Origin of the sequence: Mycobacteroides sp. H001 (assembly GCF_001440005.1) — a bacterium.
GTDB lineage: Bacteria > Actinomycetota > Actinomycetes > Mycobacteriales > Mycobacteriaceae > Mycobacterium > Mycobacterium gwanakae.
The window spans coordinates 84,143-101,229 of record NZ_LJYH01000029.1; the positions used below are offsets into that span (position 1 = coordinate 84,143).

Genomic DNA, 17,087 nt, shown 5'->3' on the forward strand with positions numbered 1-17,087 from the left:
TCCCACATGCCATCCTGAGTCATGCCGATCTGGGGGCAGACGCCCGACCACAGCCCCAAGTGGGTAGTGGTTGACCTGGAGACTTCCGGCTTTCAGCCAGGTCGGGCGCGTGTCATCAGTGTCGCGGCGTTGGCACTGGATGCCGACGGAAGCATCACCGACAGTGTGGTGAGTCTGCTGAATCCGGGTGTTGATCCGGGCCCCACGCATGTGCACGGCCTCACTCCGGAGATGCTGGAGGGACAGCCCGAGTTCGCCGATATCGTCCCTGACCTCATCGCGCTGCTGCGAGGCCGGACACTGGTCGCCCACAACGTCGGGTTCGACTACTCGTTCCTGGCGGCGGAGGCCGAACTGGCCGGTGCCGAGCTGCCCACCGAGGCGGTGATGTGCACGGTTGAGCTGACCCGGCGTCTCGACCTGGATACGCCCAATCTGCGGCTGGAAACCCTCGCCGCGCATTGGGGCGTCGAGCAGCTCAAGGCCCATGACGCGTATGACGACGCTCGGGTACTGGCCGAGGTATTGCCGAAGGTGCTTGACCGTGCGCGGGAACGGGGAACGTGGCTCCCTATCCGCGAGACCACCCGCAAGCGCTGGCCCAACGGCCGTGTGACACACGAGGAGCTGCGCTCCCTCAAGACTGTGGCGTCTCGTCAGCCGTGTCACTGGCTCAATCCCGGCCCGTTCGTCGCCGGTCAGCCGCTGGTGCAGGGCATGCGGGTGGCCTTGAGCTCCGAGGTCGCTCGCACGCATGAGGAGCTGGTCGAGCAGATCATGCAGGCCGGCCTCGCCTATGCCGACACGGTCGACGAAGACACCTCGGTGGTGATCTGTAACCAGCCAAATCCCGAGCAGGGTAAGGGCTTTCATGCTCGGTCGCTCGGCGTGCCGCTGCTGGATGACGAGACGTTCATGATCGAGGTGCGGCGCGTTGTCGGCGGTACCGATGTCGAGCAGTTCACGGTTCCCAGCCGCGCCGGAGCGCAGTACTCACTGTTCTGATGCGCCGAATCCTCTGTGCGGTACTCGCGCTTGCGCTGCTCGTCAGCGGGTGTGGGACACACTCGGGCATTGCCGTCGCAGACCTGGACGCGCAGATGTCGGCCAAGCTCGACACCGCCATCAATGAGGTGCTCTCGAGCGCGGCGGTTCCCGGCGCGATCGTCGGGGTGTGGGGACCCAAGGGGCAGTATGTACGGGCATTCGGGCTCGCGAACACGACGACCCGCGCACCGATGCGTACCGATTTCTATCACCGAATCGGTAGTGTGACAAAGACCTTCACGGTTACCGCGGTGCTGCAGCTTGTCGATGAGGGCAAGGTGGGACTCGATGATCCGATTGCCAAGTATGTCGACAAGGTTCCGGGCGGCGACAAGATCACCCTGCGTCAGCTCGCCCGGATGCAGAGCGGACTGTTCAACTATTCGATGTCCTTGGTCTTCAACCGTGACCTGGAGGCCGATCCACGGCGCCGCTACAGCACCCAACAGCTGCTCGATTACGCCTTCGCGCAACCGCCCAATTTCCCTGCGGGCCAGGGCTACGAGTACAGCAACACCAACGCCGTGCTGTTGGGACAGGTGGTCGAGAAGGTCAGTGGGCAGAGCCTGCCGGCATTCGTGCGCGAGCACATCACCGAGCCACTCGGCTTGAAACACAGCAGTTTCCCCGACACCAGCACCATCCCCGATCCGCACGCGCAGGGATACACGCAGCTGACGCCGACCGGGCCGCTCATCGACAGCACGGATTGGAGTCCGTCGTGGGCGTCCTGGGCGGGCGCGATGATCTCGACGCTCGAGGACCTGCGGATCTGGGTGCCCGCGCTGGCAACGGGCAAGCTTCTGACACCGGCCACCCAGCAGGAGCGGTTGCAGACCGTGGCGATGCCGCCGGTTCCCGACGATATCCGTTACGGCCTGGGGATTTTCGATGCGCATGGATGGATCGGCCACAACGGCAGCATCCCCGGTTACCAGACGCTCGCCATCTACTCGCCCGCCGAACAGACCACCGTGGTGGCGCTGCTCAATACCGACGTGGCCAAGCAACCCGCGCAGCCCAGCACCTTGTTCGGTACCGCTATCACCAAGGTGATCAGTCCGGATCACGTCTTCCTGTTGGAGAACGCGATTCCCCAGCCGCGCTGATCGGGTGTCAGGCGTAGGGCAGTAGCGCCATCTCGCGGGCGTTCTTGATCGCGGTGGCGACCTGGCGCTGCTGTTGCACGGTCAGGCCTGTCACCCGGCGGGCACGGATCTTGCCGCGCTCGGATATGAACAGGCGCAGGGTGTTGGTGTCTTTGTAGTCGACCTCTGAAAGACCCAATTTGGCAAAGAGATTGGGCTTGGGTTTGGTATCGGCGACCTTGGCGCGACGATTGCGGGATGTCTTGGCGGCCATCACCAGCTCGCTTTCCGGACGCCGGGCAGCGACCCGTCGTGCACGAGTTCACGGACTCGCACGCGGGACAGTCCGAACTTGCGCAGATAACCACGGGGTCGGCCGTCCACCGCATCGCGGTTGCGCAGCCGCACCGCGCTGGCATCGCGCGGCTGGCGGGCCAGCTCGGCCTGTGCCGCTATGCGCTGCTCCTGGGTGCTCAATGGCTGCCGGATGATCTCCTTGAGCTCTGCGCGCCGCTCGGCATAGCGCTCGACGATGGCGCGGCGCTGCTCGTTCTTGGCGATCTTGGATTTCTTGGCCATCTCAGCGCTCCTCTCTGAATTCCACGTGCTTACGCACTACGGGGTCGTACTTGCGCAGCACCATCCGGTCCGGATCGTTGCGCCGGTTCTTCCGGGTGACATACGTGTATCCGGTGCCCGCGGTCGACCGCAGTTTCACAATGGGGCGGATCTCGTTGCGCGCCATCAGAACTTCCGTCCCTGCGCGCGCAGCCGTGCCACCACAGCCTCGATACCGTCTCGGTCGATCACCTTCATGCCCTTCGTGCTCACCCGGAGCTTGATGCGCCGGTCCTCCGAGGGCAGGTAGTACGTCTTGAGCTGGATATTGGGTGACCAGCGGCGACGGGTGCGGCGGTGTGAATGCGACACCGCGTTACCGAAGCCCGGCGACCGTCCGGTCACCTCGCAATGCGCGGACAACGGACCTCCATTCATGCCCATTTGATAATGGGAATCGTTTTCGACAAGTGTTGCTTGGGACTGTACCGTGAAGCTGTTAGTAATGACAATCGTTTGCATTTAGGTGCAAAAGGGCTGGAAAAGGGAGAGTCATGCGCACGCCGGTGCTACTCGTGTCCGGACAGACCGATACCGACGCGGTCGTGGACGTGTTGGCGCGCGACCCGGGAACTGTCATCGTCACGCACCGATTCGACGGGCATATCGTCAAACGGACCGTCGCGGGGATCCGGGGAACTGCGGAGTCCGTTCTGGAACTGGCTCACGGCTGCGTGTCCTGCACAGTCCGTGATGACCTGCTCGTTCTGCTGCGCAAGCTCCATCGCCGGGACGACGTCGGGCGGATCGTCCTGCACCTGGAGCCATGGCTGGAAGCTGATCCCATCTGCTGGGCGATCAACACCGTGCCCGTTCGTGTCGGACCGGGGTTCGTCGACGGACCGGCCGCCCGTGATGTCGAGATCGCCGGGGTGGTCAGTTGTGTGGACAGCGTGAACTGGTTGCAGCAAGCGCTCGGTGACGACGAACTCGAAGATGGCCGAACTGTCGCACAGGTGGTGATCGGACAGGCCGAGTTCGCCGACGTCCTTGTGGTTCGCAATCCAGAGCCCGAAGTGCTGTCGGTACTGCGGCGCTTGTCGCCACGGGCCCGCATCACTGCCCGCATCGGTCGTGTCGAGCAGGCCCTTGATCATCTGGAAGAGGATGCACGGTGCGGCCGGTCCGACAATCCGCATGGCGCTCTACTCGGCGGGCAGCCCTCGCTGGCCGTTGACGGTCGCATCGCACTGGTGGAGTTCAACGCGCGCAGGCCCTTCCATCCGGAACGATTGCATGCCGCGATTGATCTGTTGCTCGACGGAGTGATCCGTACCCGGGGCCGGTTGTGGTTGGCCACGCAGGATGAACAGGCGATGTGGCTGGAGTCGGCGGGTGGTGGCCTCAGAGTTTCGGCGGCCGGGAAATGGCTGGCCGCAATGGATTCCGATGAGGTGCTGCGATCCGATCCGGAACGTCGGGCATTCGCCGATCTCATGTGGGACTACCGTTTCGGCGACCGTCACACCGCGATGACGGTGCTGGTATGCGGGGCCGACAGCGCCGAGGTGCTGGACGCATTGCGTGGGGCGCTGCTCACCGATGCCGAAATGGCAAGCCCCGCAAGGTGGCATGAATTCGAGGATCCGTTCGGCGATTGGCATGAGGATCCGTGCGAACACGTGTCCGAGCTTGAGGCCTTCCTGTCCTACGGCGAGAACAACACAGAAGGGAACCACTGATGAAGCCCGGTATCCACCCCGATTATCACCCGGTCGTCTTCCAGGACACCACCACCGGAAAAATGTTCTTGACCCGCTCGACAGCGACGAGCACCCGCACCGTTGAGTTCGAGGGCCAGGAGTACCCGCTCATCACCGTTGAAGTGACGGCGGACTCGCACCCGTTCTGGACGGGCGATCGCCGGATCATGGATACCGCTGGCCAGGTCGAGAAGTTCCGCAGGCGCTACGGGACTCGTTAATCGAATCGAGAGCGAGCCTGGCGCGGAAAATTGGCTAAGAATCCCCGCCAGGCTCGCTCTCGATGTGAGGGCTAGGCGCGCGCCGCGCGGTTGACGGCCGATACCACCGCGCGCAGTGAGGCGGTGGTGATGGACGGTGCGATACCGACACCCCACACGGTCTGTGCCTCGCCGCCGTGGGGGCCGACAACCATGGCTTCCACGTAGGCCGCGGCCTGCGCATCGTCACCGGCGCTCATGGCGTGCTCGGAGTAGTCCAAGACGTTGACGGTGTAGCCCACGCTCGACAGCGCATCGACGAAGGCGGCCAACGGCCCGTTGCCCGTACCGTGGACTTCAGTTTCCTTACCGTCGATCTTCACCACGGCGGCAATGGAATCCGTGCCGCCATCCTCCTCGGATGCGGTCACCTTCTGGCGAATCCGCTCCAGCGGAGTGATCGGCGCCAGGTACTCCTCGGCGAAGACGTCCCAGATCTCCTTCGGGTTCACCTCACCACCCTCGCCGTCGGTGATCCGCTGGATCGACTGCGCGAATTCGATCTGCAGACGGCGCGGCAGCACCAATCCGTGATCGGACTTCATGATGTAGGCGACGCCGCCCTTGCCGGATTGCGAGTTCACCCGGATCACGGCCTCGTAGTTGCGGCCGACGTCCTTGGGGTCGATGGGCAGGTATGGCACCTGCCACAGGATGTCGTCGACGTCGGAATCTGCCTCGTCCGCATCGCGTTTCATTTGATCCAGGCCCTTGTTGATGGCGTCCTGGTGGCTGCCGGAGAAGGCGGTGTAGACCAGATCGCCACCGTACGGGTGCCGCTCGGGAACCTTCAGCTGGTTGCAGTACTCGACCGTGTGCCGGATCTCGTCGATGTTGGAGAAATCGATCTGTGGGTCCACCCCGCGGCTGAACAGGTTCAGCCCCAGCGTCACCAGGCACACGTTTCCGGTGCGCTCGCCGTTGCCGAACAGACATCCCTCGATACGGTCGGCGCCTGCCTGGTAACCCAATTCTGCTGCGGCGACAGCGGTTCCACGATCGTTGTGTGGGTGCAGGCTCAGGATCACCGAGTCGCGACGAGCCAGGTTGCGGCTCATCCACTCGATGGAATCGGCGTACACATTGGGGGTTGTCATCTCAACCGTCGACGGCAGATTGAAGATGATCGGGTTGTCCGGTGTGGGCTCGATGATGTCGCCGACGGCGTTGCACACCTCCAGCGCGTACTGCAGCTCGGTGCCGGTGTACGACTCCGGGGAGTACTGGAAACGCCAATGCGTATCGGGGTATTTGGCCGCTTCCTCAACACACTTGCGGGCACCATCGGTGGCGATCTTCTGGATCGCGTCCTTCTCGCCCCGAAAAACCACGCGCCGCTGCAGGATCGACGTCGAGTTGTAGAAGTGCACGATCACCTTGGCGGCGCCCTCGCAGGCCAGGAACGTGCGTTCGATCAGCTCCGGTCGGCACTGGGTCAGCACCTGGACGGTCACGTCATCGGGGATGGCGTTCTCGCTGATCAGCTCGCGGATGAAATCGAAATCGGTCTGGCTGGCCGAGGGAAACCCGACCTCGATTTCCTTGAAGCCCATCCGGATCTGCATATCGAACATCCGGCGCTTACGCGCGGGACTCATCGGGTCGATCAGGGCCTGGTTGCCGTCACGCAGGTCGACCGCCGCCCACTGTGGTGCGCGGGTGATCACCTTGTCGGGCCAGGTGCGGTCGGGCAGCTCGATCTTTTCGACCTCATCGGCGAACGAGCGGTACCGATGCACCGGCATCGAGCTGTTCTTCTGGGTGTTCCACGCCGGTTGGTCGGCGGGAATGGGTCCATTCGGGGTGACGATGCTGCGGGGGGTGTAGTTGAACTCGTCTGAAGAGAAGCTAGTCATGGGAAGGCTCCGGGAGTTTGAGGGGTATCTCGACCGGCACGCCAACAACCCGCGACAGGAAGCCGGTCTGGATTAGACCCTGTCGCGGCGTCGGAGGAGGAGCGCCCGCTGCATAGACGGGACTCTACCAGCCGCAAGAAGCCCGATCATCTGGCAAGCTCGCAGAGCATGTGGGTACGGCGGGGGATGGTGACGCTGCTGGTTCTGCTGGTGGTCACCGGTTGTGCGCGCACTGTCAGCGGACAGCCGCGCGGAGGAGAACCCGCGCCCGGCGCCGACTCCTTCTTTCACGGCGACCAGCCCGACTATGGACAGAAGCTCAATGCCACCGAGAAGGTGACGCTGGCCTATGCGCGTGCGCTACGGCGGGTGGATCCCTGCGGATTCGCCGCCAGTCTCAAGGACTTCGGAGACCCTGGACAGGTCGTTGGCGACTTTCCGATGTGTTATGCCAGCGTGAAGGTCACAGGTGATCCCGGTCTCACCGAGGTCTCCTACGCGTACTCGATGCAGGACAAGCGGGACATCCCCGCGGCCTTCGTGGTGGGGTCTGTCCCGGTCTACGAGACCGGAGCAGATTGCGAGTACGAGGTACCGCTGGGCCTGGAGCGGCTGCCGGGGGCGCCCTCGAACCCCACGATGCAGGCCATGCTGTCGGTCAGTGCGTACCTGTACGGGTCGGATGAATACTCGGACCCGGACTGCCGGCTTGCCAAGCAGGTGATGACCGCGATCGCCAAGGAGCTGCCGTCGGGATTGCCGGCGCGTTCTGCGCTCAGCGCATATCCGATCAAACTTGCCGAACGCGATCCGTGCGAGATCCTCGGGGAGTATCCGGGAAAGGCGCAGAAGGTCTCCGTGGACCTGCTGGGCGATCCCTTCGGGTGTGATTTCTCGCTATCGGAAACCGATATCGAGTACACCGTGCAGCTGACGAGCAGCGTCGATGACTTCCCGGAGGAGTACACGAAATCGACCCGCGGCGGCGTGACGTATTTCCATAACGAGGATCCGAATCAGCTGACGGGGTGTCACGCGCTGGCGTTGGTGGGAGATCCGTTGTACCCCAAGGATGTCGGCGGCGGTGCGGCGAATACCGATGCTGACGCCTATTTTCCGGCCGTGGTCGCGAGCGCCTTCACGGAAGAAGGGCGGACCGATTGCGGGCAGATGCGGGAGATTTTGGACAAGGCGGTGCGACTATTCGCAAACTCCGCTCGATAGCGCTGGGCCTCGTCGCCGCACTGGCGATCGCGGGGTGTGCGAACGTGGTATCCGGTTCGGCCAAGGGGGGATCGCCCGCGCTCACGGGCGCGAGTCTGTTCGTCGGCGAGGTGGCCACATACGGTCAAACCTTCACGGAAACGCAGATGACCCTGTTGGCTTATCTGCGGGCGTTGCGACGGATCGATCCATGTGGTCTTTTGTTGATGCTCAAGGACATTGGCGCTCCAACCTACATTTCGGGAGATGTGGGTGGCTGTTTCGGTTCCATCAAGGTGACCGGCACGGCGTCCCCATCGAGTGTGGGTCTGTCACTGGTACTGGGTGACTATTCGCGGGAGCGGCCCGAATTCACGATCGGTGGCGCACCGGTGTTTCACAGCGTGGGCACGTGTCTGTACGAATTTCCGATCGCGTTGAACAAGCTTCCGAATGCGCCCGTGTTGAAGGGGACGCGGGTGCCGGCACTGCGCGTTGTGGTCGTCGACGGCGCCAGGGGCGTGCCCGCACCGAATTGCAAGATGGCACAGCCAGTTATCGGTGTGCTGGCCACGCTGAACCCGGCCGATATGCCCGTGCGTGAGGCATTGAGCGCGTATCCGATCAAGATCGCCGAGCGGGATCCGTGCGAGATTCTCGATGAGTATCCGGGCCGGGTAGATGATCTGAGACCGTCCCTATTTGGCGACCCGTTCTCATGTCGATTCTCGTTGAAAGACAGCGATACTCAATTCGAATTCACCATCAGGACGGGCGTCGATCCGCCGTCGAGGCTGCACGAGGAAATTCGGGACGGTGTCGAGTACTTCCACGGTCAAGACGGCAGCATGTGCACCAGCATGGTGCGTCTGGGTAAGCCGTTGTACGCCCGCGACGTCCCGGGTGGTGCCATGCAGGAGAACAGCACCCCGGAGCGGATTTTCATCGAGGTGCTGAGCTTCTCACTGAAGGCCGGGAACTGTGGATCTACCCGCGCGATGATCGACAAGGCGGTAGGGATCTTCCGGGGTTCGTTCGACTGAGGCGTGCACCGGGACACAATGGCGTCATGGACAGCGCCGCGGTCATCGAGGGGCAGGTATCGGCTCTGCTACTGACAGGAGTTCTGTGATGCCCTACGTCGAATCGGCGCAGCGGACCAGGGAAGCGGTCGCGGCCGCGCGTGTGGTGCTGATGCATGAAGGGGTGGGCCGCACCACCATGCGCGCTGTCGCCGGGGAGGCGGGCATCCCATTGGGGACGCTCCAGTACGTCTTTCCGAGTAAGCAGGGCCTGCTCAAGGCGGTGATCGAGGATGTCGTGGAGGAGATCTCGGGAGTTCTGCGCGGTGTCTCGGAAACCGAAACCGGCCTGGAGAACGCGATCCGGCACGGCGTACGGAATTTCTGGTCACAGCTGGTCGACGAGCATCGCGATCTGCAGCTGGTCCAGTACGAACTCGTCACCCATGCACTTCGGACACCAGGCCTGGAGGATCTCCCGGCCTGGCAGTACGAGCGTTACACCCAGGTCGTCGCCCACTGGTGCCAGGAGGCGGCGCGACGGGCCGGAGAGCGTTGTGCGGTGCCTTTCGAACGGTTGGCTCGGGTGCTTGTGGCCGGAATTGACGGCCTGATCCTGCAGCATGTCGTCAATCCGGACCCGGCTCGTTCCGCCGAAGACCTCGACTCCCTGACCGCGATGTTGATTTCACTCGCGGCGGTAACGCCCGCCTAGCGGCTCCCTTGCCCGGATCCGCTTCTCGCCTTACTCTGAATTAAGTCATACGACCGACTTGGAAGGAGAGGGCATGACGGATGTGTATGTCGTGGTGGTCGGCGCCGGTCTCGCGGGGCTGTCCGCGGCCCGCACGCTTGTTGCCGCGGGAAAGTCCGTGCGTGTCCTCGAGGCCCGGGACCGAGTCGCGGGCCGCAACCTGGGCGGGTTTCTGAGCAACGGCGTGCCGGTGGAAAAGGGCGGCCAATGGGTGGGGCCCACCCAGGACGCCGTGCTCGGCCTCATCGCGGAGCTTGGCCTGGAGACTTTCCCGAGTTATGAGGATGGCGACGCGCTGACCGTCCTGGACGGCCAGGCGATCCGATATCGCGACGGGCTCTTCGGACTTTCGCCGGAAGCCCTGGCCGAGGTGGGACGACTGTGGGTAAAGATCGAGACCCTGGCCTCGACAGTGCCCCCGGAATCGCCGTGGCAGGCGCCGGGTGCCGCGGAGTTGGATCGCCAGACCTTCGACGCGTGGGTCACGGCCAACAGCGCCGACAGTGTCGCGATCCGCTTCTTCCGGTTTCTGGTGCCGGCCGTGTTCTCCGCGGAGGCGCCCGAGATGTCGCTTCTGCATTTCCTGATGTATGTCAAATCCTCGGGCAACAACCTGGCAGCGCTGCTTGCCATCGGCGGGGGCGCCCAGGAGCGCAGAGTCGTCGGCGGCACGCACCAGATCTCCGAACGCCTGGCGGCCGAACTCGGCGACCGGGTCCAGCTCGGTGCCATCGTCCGCACTATCACGCAGGACGCGGACGGGGTTGCGGTCTCGTATGAGGACTTCCATGCCGCCACGAGGAGTGTTGTCAGTGCACGGCATGTCGTTGTCGCCGTCCCGCCGACCCTGGCGGGACGGATTCGCTATCTGCCGGCGTTGCCCGCTTCCCGCGACGGTCTCACTCAGCAGATCCCCGCCGGAGCGGTCATCAAGTTTCAGGTCGGGTACCAGACGCCGTTCTGGCGCGAGGACGGACTCAGTGGATTTGTGGCCAGCCTTGACGACGCGTTCAGTCCCGTCATGGACAACTCGCCGCCGGACGGGTCGTGTGGAGTGCTGGTCGGGTTCCTCGAAGGGGCTCATGCGCGCTCCGCCGCAGAGCTATCTGTCGCGCAACGGCGTCAGATCGTTGTCGACGCTCTGATCAAGTACTTCGGCCCGAAGGCCGCGGAACCATTCGATATCGTCGAACAGGACTGGACTGCAGAGGAATTCACCCGCGGATGCTACGGAGGACGTCTTGGTGCGGGCGTATGGACGCAGTACGGCAAGGCATTGACCGCACCCGTCGGGCGTATCTACTGGGCGGGTGCGGAGCTGGCGCAGGTCTGGAGCGGCTACATGGACGGAGCGGTCCGATCCGGCAGGCAGGCAGCCGAAGAGGTGCTGGCCGCCGGGTGAGGCGGGCTAACCGCCGAAACTCTCGCCCCAGCGCTCGGTGAAGGCGATGTCGCTCAGCGCGGGGCGTTGCCGGGGGGCGTGATCGCGCTCGACGGTCGATTCGTCGGCACCGGCGTAATCCTCGAGAACAGGTCCGATCGCGACGACGGCGATGGGCCGCACGTTCTCGGGGATCCCGAAGACGCCGGGTGCGTCGTCCGCCCGGAATCCGGCCATCGGATGGGTGTGCAGACCGTGCGAGCGCGCCTCGACACCCAGCTGGGCAATCGCCAGTCCGGCATCGACCGCCGCGTAGACGGCGGTGTTGTCATCATCACCCAGGTCGGTGCTCACCAGGACGAGCGCTGCCGCAACTTTTGCGTAAGAGTTTCCCCGATTGAGCAGCTCGACCAGTGCCTCGTAGGTGGCGTCACCGCGCAGGCCCACGATGTATCGGACGGGGAAGCGCTTACCCCAACTGGCGGCCCACCGACCCGCTTCGAGCAGGGCTGTCAGGGTCTCGGGAGCCAGGTTTGCGCCGGGATCGAAATGCCGCGGACTCCAGCGCGAGGCGATCAGCGGCTGGATCGGAACCGAGGTGATGGCGGTACGTTCGGTCGGGTTGCCCATACGGGCCAGGTTATCGAGTTGTCGTAACCCCTTATCCTGATGACTGGATCTCTCCCGACCCTGGCCGAACAGCAGGAAGGTATGCCGTGGCGCTCGTCGTCCAAAAGTACGGCGGATCGTCGGTCGCAACGGCCGAACGCATCCGCAGGGTGGCCGAACGCATCGTCGAGACGAAGAAGAACGGCAACGACGTCGTCGTTGTGGTCTCGGCCATGGGTGACACCACCGACGAGCTGCTTGACCTGGCTCAACAGGTCTGCCCGGCACCGCCGCCCCGCGAGCTGGACATGCTCCTGACGGCCGGTGAGCGGATGTCCAACGCCCTGGTCGCGATGGCCATTCACTCGCTGGGGGCCTCGGCGCGCTCGTTCACGGGATCGCAGGCCGGTGTCATCACCACCGGCAGGCACGGCAGCGCCAAGATCATCGACGTCACTCCCGGCCGGTTGCGCTCCGCCCTGGACGAGGGCCAGGTGGTGCTGGTCGCCGGATTCCAGGGTGTGAGTCAAGACAGCAAGGACGTCACCACGTTGGGACGCGGTGGCTCTGATACCACCGCCGTCGCGCTGGCCGCCGCGCTGAAGGCCGACGTCTGCGAGATCTACACCGACGTCGACGGGGTCTTCACCGCCGATCCGCGGATCGTGCCGAATGCGGCCCGGCTGGACAAGGTCAGTTTCGAGGAAATGCTGGAGATGGCGGCAGCCGGAGCAAAGGTGCTCATGCTGCGCTGCGTGGAATACGCCCGGCGATACAACGTTCCGGTTCACGTGCGCTCGTCGTATACCGACAAGCCAGGCACGATCGTCAGCGGATCAATGGAGGACATTCCTGTGGAAGAAGCGATTCTCACCGGTGTCGCACACGATCGTGGCGAGGCCAAGGTCACCGTCGTCGGGATTCCCGACGTACCCGGATACGCCGCCAAGGTCTTTCGTGCGGTGGCCGATGCCGAGATCAACATCGACATGGTGCTGCAGAACATCTCCAAGGTCGAGGACGGCAAGACCGACATCACCTTCACCTGCCCCAAGGAGAACGGGCCCACCGCGGTCGAGAAGCTGGACTCGCTGAAGAACGAGATCGGGTTCTCGCAGGTGCTCTACGACGATCACATCGGCAAGGTGTCGCTGGTGGGTGCGGGTATGCGCAGCCACCCGGGTGTCACTGCCGGCTTCTGTGAGGCGCTGGCCAAGGCGGGGGTCAACATCGAACTCATCTCGACGTCGGAGATCCGGATCTCGGTGCTGGTCAAGGACGATGAGCTCGACACCGCGGTCAAGGCCATCCACGACGCCTTCGAACTCGGTGGCGAAGAGGAAGCCACCGTGTACGGAGGTACCGGGCGATGACCTCCATTGGTGTTGTCGGCGCGACCGGCCAGGTCGGGGCCGTCATGCGAAAGCTGTTGGAAGAGCGTGACTTTCCGGCGTCATCGGTGCGGTTCTTCGCGTCTGCCCGCTCCGAGGGTAAGAAGCTGACGTTCCGCGGCCAGGAGATCGAGGTCGAGAACACCGAGACCGCGGATCCTTCTGGATTGGATATCGCGCTGTTCTCCGCCGGGGCCACCATGTCCCGGGTGCAGGCACCACGGTTCGCCGAGGCAGGCGTCACCGTCATCGACAACTCGTCGGCCTGGCGCAAGGACCCGGACGTTCCGTTGGTGGTTTCGGAGGTGAACTTCGATCGCGACGTGCGTGGCGTGAAGCTGCCGAAAGGCATTATCGCCAACCCGAACTGCACCACCATGGCTGCGATGCCGGTGCTCAAGGTGTTGCACGACGAGGCGGGCCTCGCCCGGCTGATCGTGTCGACCTACCAGGCGGTGTCGGGCAGTGGCCTGGCCGGCGTGGAAGAGTTGGCCACTCAGGTGCGCGCCGGTATCGCCGATGGTGAGCAACTGGTGCACGACGGCTCTGCCGTCAGCTTCCCGGAACCGGTGAAATATGTTGCACCCATTGCCTTCAACGTGATCCCGCTGGCCGGCTCGCTGGTCGACGACGGCTCCGGTGAGACCGATGAAGACCAGAAGCTGCGTCATGAGAGTCGCAAGATCCTTGGTATCCCAGAGCTTTTGGTGAGCGGTACGTGTGTGCGGGTTCCGGTATTCACCGGGCACTCGCTCTCGATCAATGCCGAGTTCGAGCGTGAGCTGACGCCCGCGCGTGCCGCTGAGCTGCTTGGCGCGGCGGCGGGCGTCACCCTGGCCGACGTACCCACGCCGCTGGCCGCGGCGGGTGCCGACGAATCCCTGGTGGGCCGGATCCGTCAGGATCCGGGCGTTCCGGGTAATCGCGGTCTGGCGCTGTTCATTTCTGGAGACAACCTCCGGAAGGGTGCCGCGCTCAATACGATTCAGATCGCCGAACTGCTCGTCGCTAGCTGACTCACAGGAACTTCACGGGTTTTCCCTGGGCAATGGTCAGTCGGTTCGGCCATGCTCGGGGCATGACAACTCCAGACAATCCCGATACACCAACGAATCCGGTGTCTGTTCCGCAGGCACCCGCACCCGCGCCGCGTTCGGCGAGTAACACCTTGCTGGTGAAGATCGCCGCCGTTGTCGGCATCGTCGCGGGTGCATTCGTGATCCTCGGCGTCACCTTCGGTCTCGGCGTGCTGGCCGGCTCGCAGTGCGGGAATGGTGGGCACGGCGGTCCTGGTGGCCCCGGTGAGCACGGCCGGCACATGATGTTCCAGCGGGACGGTCAGCCTCCGATGCTTCCCCCTGGTGGGCCGGTCATCATCGAGCGCGGTCCCGCGTTCATCCCGCCGCAGCCGCCCGAGCGTCAGGACCGGCGCGACCAGCCGCCGCCGCCCGCGCCCTCCACGCCACCCGCACCCTCCGCGCCGCGCCCCTGACCCGGGTCCATCGCGATCCGACTGCCCGGCGCCACTGGCTACCCTGTCCTGGGATGGTTAGTGGCGCCTTGGCGTCGGATGGGAGATGAGGCGTGCGGCGCATCAGGGGCAGCACGATCCTGCTGACCGCGCTCCTGACGTTCACAAGCCTGCAATTGCCCTGCTTCCCAGCCGCATTCGCTGACCCGCTGCAGCCCGCGTCGCTGCCTGCGCTGGACCCCGGTGAGGTGGTGCGCGTTGGACCGGTCGCGGGAACGGGCACCGCGACCTCCGACTACAACCTGGGTGCCACCGATCTGTGTGAGTTCATGGTTTTCACCGGCGGCATGCTGCAGATCTGTGGTGACAGCTTCGCAGGGCAGGGCGTGGGATACGGCGGCTGGTACTCGCCGGTGGCGCTACGCGTCGACACGGAAACGGTGCCGAACGCATCCGGTGTGCGTCACTCCGGTGTGCTGGGCACCGACCGCCCACTTTTGGAAGACCCGACGCCGCCGGGATTCTCGCAACTTCCCTCGGGCGTCATCGACATCAACGGCACTAACTGGCTGTTCATCGCCGTCACCAAGAACTTGGTTCCGCAGTCGACACGGTTGGTGAAGCCTGACCCCTTCCGTGCCGGATGGCCGACGGTGCCCGGATCGGTACGACCCGGTGATTACGCGAATGGCCAGCAGACTCAGATCAGCGGCTATTACGACCCGCTATGGACCCCTGAGTCGCCGAAGGGGTGGGTGTACATCGTCAGCGACGGATTCGATCGTTCGCGACCCGTGGTTCTGTACCGGGCCAAGCCGGACACGTTCACCGACCGCGCGACGTGGCAGGGGTGGGGCGCCGACGCTCAGGGCAGATGGACCTGGGGTGCCACCGTGACGCCGTTGTGGGATGACCACCTGGGCGAGCTGAGCATGAAGATGGTCGACGGACAGGCGGTGCTGTCCTACTTCAACCAGACCACGGGCAACGTCGAGGTGCGGGTTGCCGACAACCCCACGCGGCTCGGCGCGGTACCGGCGACCACGGTGGTGAACGCCGGGGCTTGGCCCGAGGTCGCCGACGAGCTGCCCGAGTCGTGGGACAACACCTTGGCCCAGCCGTATGGCGGATATATCGGGCCGGACTCCACGCTTGATCGGCTCAGCATTTACGTCAGCCAGTGGAACACCGATTCGCGCGACCATGCCCCCTATCGGGTGATCGAATTCGCGGTGAACCCGTTGCGGGCCGGTGTGGGCTAACTAACATCCGCTTGTCACCAGAGTTATCGACACGTCTATGACGGCTGGTTAGGATGGTTGCCGATGATTGCTAGCGGAACCTTGATCGACATCGCCGCCGATGAGTGGATAACCGGCGGGCAGGGTTCGCGTACCTTCGAATCTGTGGACGCTGAGGAGCTGGCAACCCGCGCAAGCGAGGCTCTGGCGTCAGGAGACGACAGCGAGGCGTTGCGTCTCGCCAATGACGCACTGGAGCTGGAGCACAAGAATTCCCGGGCCTGGCGCATTCTGGCCTACTGCCTCGGCAGCATGGGGCGGCACTTCGATGCGATTGATTGCGCACTCTCTGCCGTGCGATACGGCGGCCATGACGCCATCAACCACTACGCCCACGCGTGGACGCTCAAGGGCGCCAGCAAACCAAACGAAGCCCTCTCGGCGGTCGATGAGGCCCTCGATATCGAGTCCGGATTCGCCGATGCGCTCGCGCTGCGTGCGGTAATCCGAAACGAGCTGGGCGACCGGGCCGGGGCCATCGAGGACATGCGCAGGGCACGGGCGCTCTAGCCCTCCAGCGGGTGCCGCTTGAGGAACTCGTCGATCAGTGCGTTGACCTCGTCGGGGCGTTCCAATGCGGCCAGATGTCCGGTGTTCTCCATGATCACGAACTCGGCGCCGGGGATCGCTTCGGCCATCAGCTCGGTCTCGGCGACGGGAAAGGTGGGATCCTCACGCCCGGCGACAACCAGGATCGGTGTGCTGATGCGCCCGAACAGCTCGCGTTGGTCGGGCCGTGCCGGAACCACGCTGTTGACCGCCCAATAGACCGAGTCGACGTTGAGATCGCGCAGTTCGGCGCGGATCGCCTGTTCTACCTGGGGGCGCTCGCGCATGATGGTGGGGCCGATAAAGGCCTTCACAGCGCGGGTGGTGAGCGGTTCGCGGAATCTGCCCAGCAGCCGGACTATCTCGGTGAGCAGCCGAAACTCGACGGTCTGACGCATGTTCGCGCGCGAGGCGGTGGCGTTCATCAAGACGGACGCTCCGGCACGGCCGGGATGCAGTGCCGCGAAGGTTCCCCCGATCATTCCGCCCCAGGAATTGCCGACGATGTGTGCGCGCTCGATGCCGAGGGTGTCGAGGATTTGTTCGATGCTGTGTGCGCAGTCTTCGAATCGGAACATTCGGTGCAGGGCCTGGCTGTCACCATGGCCGGGCGGGTCGACGAGGATCACGGTGTAGCGGTCGGCGAAGTATCGGGCCTGTTCGGTCCACATGGACCCGGTCATCAGCAGGCTGGGCCAGAAGAGGATGGCGGGCCCGTTACCGCCGACCCGCACATGCAGTCCGCCGAGGCAGCTCTGGACGTACCGGTCCTGCAATGCGGCACCGCTCATGCGCAGCAGGCTAGCGGTTGTGGGCGGTTGACAGGGAAGATCT

General features: G+C 64.3%; 20 protein-coding genes. 13 read left to right on the plus strand and 7 right to left on the minus strand.

The features are described from left to right. The first annotated feature begins 21 nt into the window (after positions 1 to 21). Together AOT83_RS12615 and AOT83_RS12620 are read left to right on the plus strand one after the other, a co-directional pair. Positions 22 to 1,005 (plus strand): DEDDh family exonuclease, encoded by a 984-nt coding sequence (locus AOT83_RS12615; RefSeq protein WP_057963554.1) that lies wholly within the window; start codon positions 22 to 24, stop codon positions 1,003 to 1,005. After that, entirely contained in the window at positions 1,005 to 2,156 is a 1,152-nt protein-coding gene (locus tag AOT83_RS12620; protein ID WP_057963555.1) for a serine hydrolase domain-containing protein, read from the plus strand. The genes AOT83_RS12615 and AOT83_RS12620 overlap by 1 nt, the downstream gene beginning before the upstream one ends. Before the next feature lie 7 nt (positions 2,157 to 2,163). On the opposite strand, the gene rpsR is transcribed toward AOT83_RS12620, so the two are convergent. The 4 genes from rpsR to rpmB are packed head-to-tail and all read right to left on the minus strand — an operon-like array spanning position 2,164 to position 3,116. After that, positions 2,164 to 2,409, minus strand: a complete 246-nt coding sequence (gene rpsR / locus AOT83_RS12625; protein WP_057963556.1) for a 30S ribosomal protein S18 — start codon at positions 2,407 to 2,409, stop codon at positions 2,164 to 2,166. After that, positions 2,409 to 2,714: a 30S ribosomal protein S14 gene (rpsN, locus tag AOT83_RS12630; RefSeq protein WP_030095993.1), complete on the minus strand. Its 306-nt coding sequence runs from the start codon at positions 2,712 to 2,714 to the stop codon at positions 2,409 to 2,411. Before rpsN ends, rpsR begins: the two co-directional genes overlap by 1 nt. A 1-nt stretch (position 2,715) precedes the next feature. After that, a complete protein-coding gene (gene rpmG / locus AOT83_RS12635) occupies positions 2,716 to 2,880 on the minus strand; it encodes a 50S ribosomal protein L33 (RefSeq protein WP_030095992.1) in 165 nt (54 codons plus the stop codon). After that, on the minus strand, positions 2,880 to 3,116 hold the full coding sequence (gene rpmB / locus AOT83_RS12640; RefSeq protein WP_030095991.1) for a 50S ribosomal protein L28: 237 nt from the start codon (positions 3,114 to 3,116) through the stop codon (positions 2,880 to 2,882). The genes rpmG and rpmB overlap by 1 nt, the downstream gene beginning before the upstream one ends. Before the next feature lie 131 nt (positions 3,117 to 3,247). Here rpmB and AOT83_RS12645 point away from each other — a divergent pair, with 131 nt between their 5' ends. Next, the gene (locus AOT83_RS12645) at positions 3,248 to 4,435 is read left to right on the plus strand and encodes a GTP-binding protein (protein WP_057963557.1); all 1,188 of its coding nucleotides are present in this window, start codon (positions 3,248 to 3,250) and stop codon (positions 4,433 to 4,435) included. Next, positions 4,435 to 4,677, plus strand: a complete 243-nt coding sequence (locus AOT83_RS12650) for a type B 50S ribosomal protein L31 (protein ID WP_030095989.1) — start codon at positions 4,435 to 4,437, stop codon at positions 4,675 to 4,677. The genes AOT83_RS12645 and AOT83_RS12650 overlap by 1 nt, the downstream gene beginning before the upstream one ends. Positions 4,678 to 4,748: 71 nt before the next feature. Here the strand turns inward: AOT83_RS12650 and leuA are convergent, their stop codons facing one another. Continuing rightward, complete coding sequence (gene leuA / locus AOT83_RS12655) at positions 4,749 to 6,572, minus strand: 2-isopropylmalate synthase (protein WP_057963558.1); 1,824 nt, start codon at positions 6,570 to 6,572, stop codon at positions 4,749 to 4,751. A gap of 186 nt (positions 6,573 to 6,758) precedes the next feature. Between leuA and AOT83_RS12660 the strand changes: the two genes are divergently transcribed. The 4 genes from AOT83_RS12660 (at position 6,759) to AOT83_RS12675 (ending at position 10,953) form a co-directional block, all read left to right on the plus strand. Beyond that, positions 6,759 to 7,796 carry a hypothetical protein gene (locus AOT83_RS12660; protein ID WP_057963559.1) on the plus strand — a complete coding sequence of 346 codons (1,038 nt, stop codon included), beginning with the start codon at positions 6,759 to 6,761 and terminating at the stop codon, positions 7,794 to 7,796. Between the two features lie 146 nt (positions 7,797 to 7,942). Continuing rightward, the gene (locus tag AOT83_RS12665; protein ID WP_057963584.1) at positions 7,943 to 8,818 is read left to right on the plus strand and encodes a hypothetical protein; all 876 of its coding nucleotides are present in this window, start codon (positions 7,943 to 7,945) and stop codon (positions 8,816 to 8,818) included. An 88-nt stretch (positions 8,819 to 8,906) separates the two neighbouring features. Further along, positions 8,907 to 9,512, plus strand: coding sequence for a TetR/AcrR family transcriptional regulator (locus AOT83_RS12670; RefSeq protein ID WP_057963560.1), 606 nt, complete (start codon positions 8,907 to 8,909; stop codon positions 9,510 to 9,512). A gap of 73 nt (positions 9,513 to 9,585) precedes the next feature. Beyond that, on the plus strand, positions 9,586 to 10,953 hold the full coding sequence (locus tag AOT83_RS12675; protein ID WP_057963561.1) for an FAD-dependent oxidoreductase: 1,368 nt from the start codon (positions 9,586 to 9,588) through the stop codon (positions 10,951 to 10,953). 6 nt (positions 10,954 to 10,959) lie between these two features. Here the strand turns inward: AOT83_RS12675 and AOT83_RS12680 are convergent, their stop codons facing one another. After that, positions 10,960 to 11,562: a nitroreductase family protein gene (locus AOT83_RS12680; protein ID WP_057963562.1), complete on the minus strand. Its 603-nt coding sequence runs from the start codon at positions 11,560 to 11,562 to the stop codon at positions 10,960 to 10,962. 86 nt (positions 11,563 to 11,648) lie between these two features. Here AOT83_RS12680 and AOT83_RS12685 point away from each other — a divergent pair, with 86 nt between their 5' ends. The 5 genes from AOT83_RS12685 to AOT83_RS12710 all read left to right on the plus strand — a co-directional run bounded on the left by AOT83_RS12685 (position 11,649) and on the right by AOT83_RS12710 (position 16,214). Next, entirely contained in the window at positions 11,649 to 12,914 is a 1,266-nt protein-coding gene (locus AOT83_RS12685; RefSeq protein ID WP_030095982.1) for an aspartate kinase, read from the plus strand. Further along, positions 12,911 to 13,948 (plus strand): aspartate-semialdehyde dehydrogenase, encoded by a 1,038-nt coding sequence (locus AOT83_RS12690; protein ID WP_030095981.1) that lies wholly within the window; start codon positions 12,911 to 12,913, stop codon positions 13,946 to 13,948. Before AOT83_RS12685 ends, AOT83_RS12690 begins: the two co-directional genes overlap by 4 nt. Positions 13,949 to 14,010: 62 nt before the next feature. Then, positions 14,011 to 14,424: a hypothetical protein gene (locus tag AOT83_RS12700; protein ID WP_125911129.1), complete on the plus strand. Its 414-nt coding sequence runs from the start codon at positions 14,011 to 14,013 to the stop codon at positions 14,422 to 14,424. Positions 14,425 to 14,579: 155 nt separating this feature from the next. Beyond that, the gene (locus tag AOT83_RS12705) at positions 14,580 to 15,665 is read left to right on the plus strand and encodes a DUF4185 domain-containing protein (protein ID WP_308290158.1); all 1,086 of its coding nucleotides are present in this window, start codon (positions 14,580 to 14,582) and stop codon (positions 15,663 to 15,665) included. 63 nt (positions 15,666 to 15,728) lie between these two features. Beyond that, positions 15,729 to 16,214, plus strand: coding sequence for a hypothetical protein (locus AOT83_RS12710; RefSeq protein WP_030095978.1), 486 nt, complete (start codon positions 15,729 to 15,731; stop codon positions 16,212 to 16,214). Here AOT83_RS12710 and AOT83_RS12715 read toward each other — a convergent pair. After that, on the minus strand, positions 16,211 to 17,044 hold the full coding sequence (locus AOT83_RS12715) for an alpha/beta fold hydrolase (RefSeq protein WP_057963563.1): 834 nt from the start codon (positions 17,042 to 17,044) through the stop codon (positions 16,211 to 16,213). The two genes, AOT83_RS12710 and AOT83_RS12715, sit on opposite strands and share 4 nt — an antisense overlap. Positions 17,045 to 17,087: the final 43 nt, after the last annotated feature.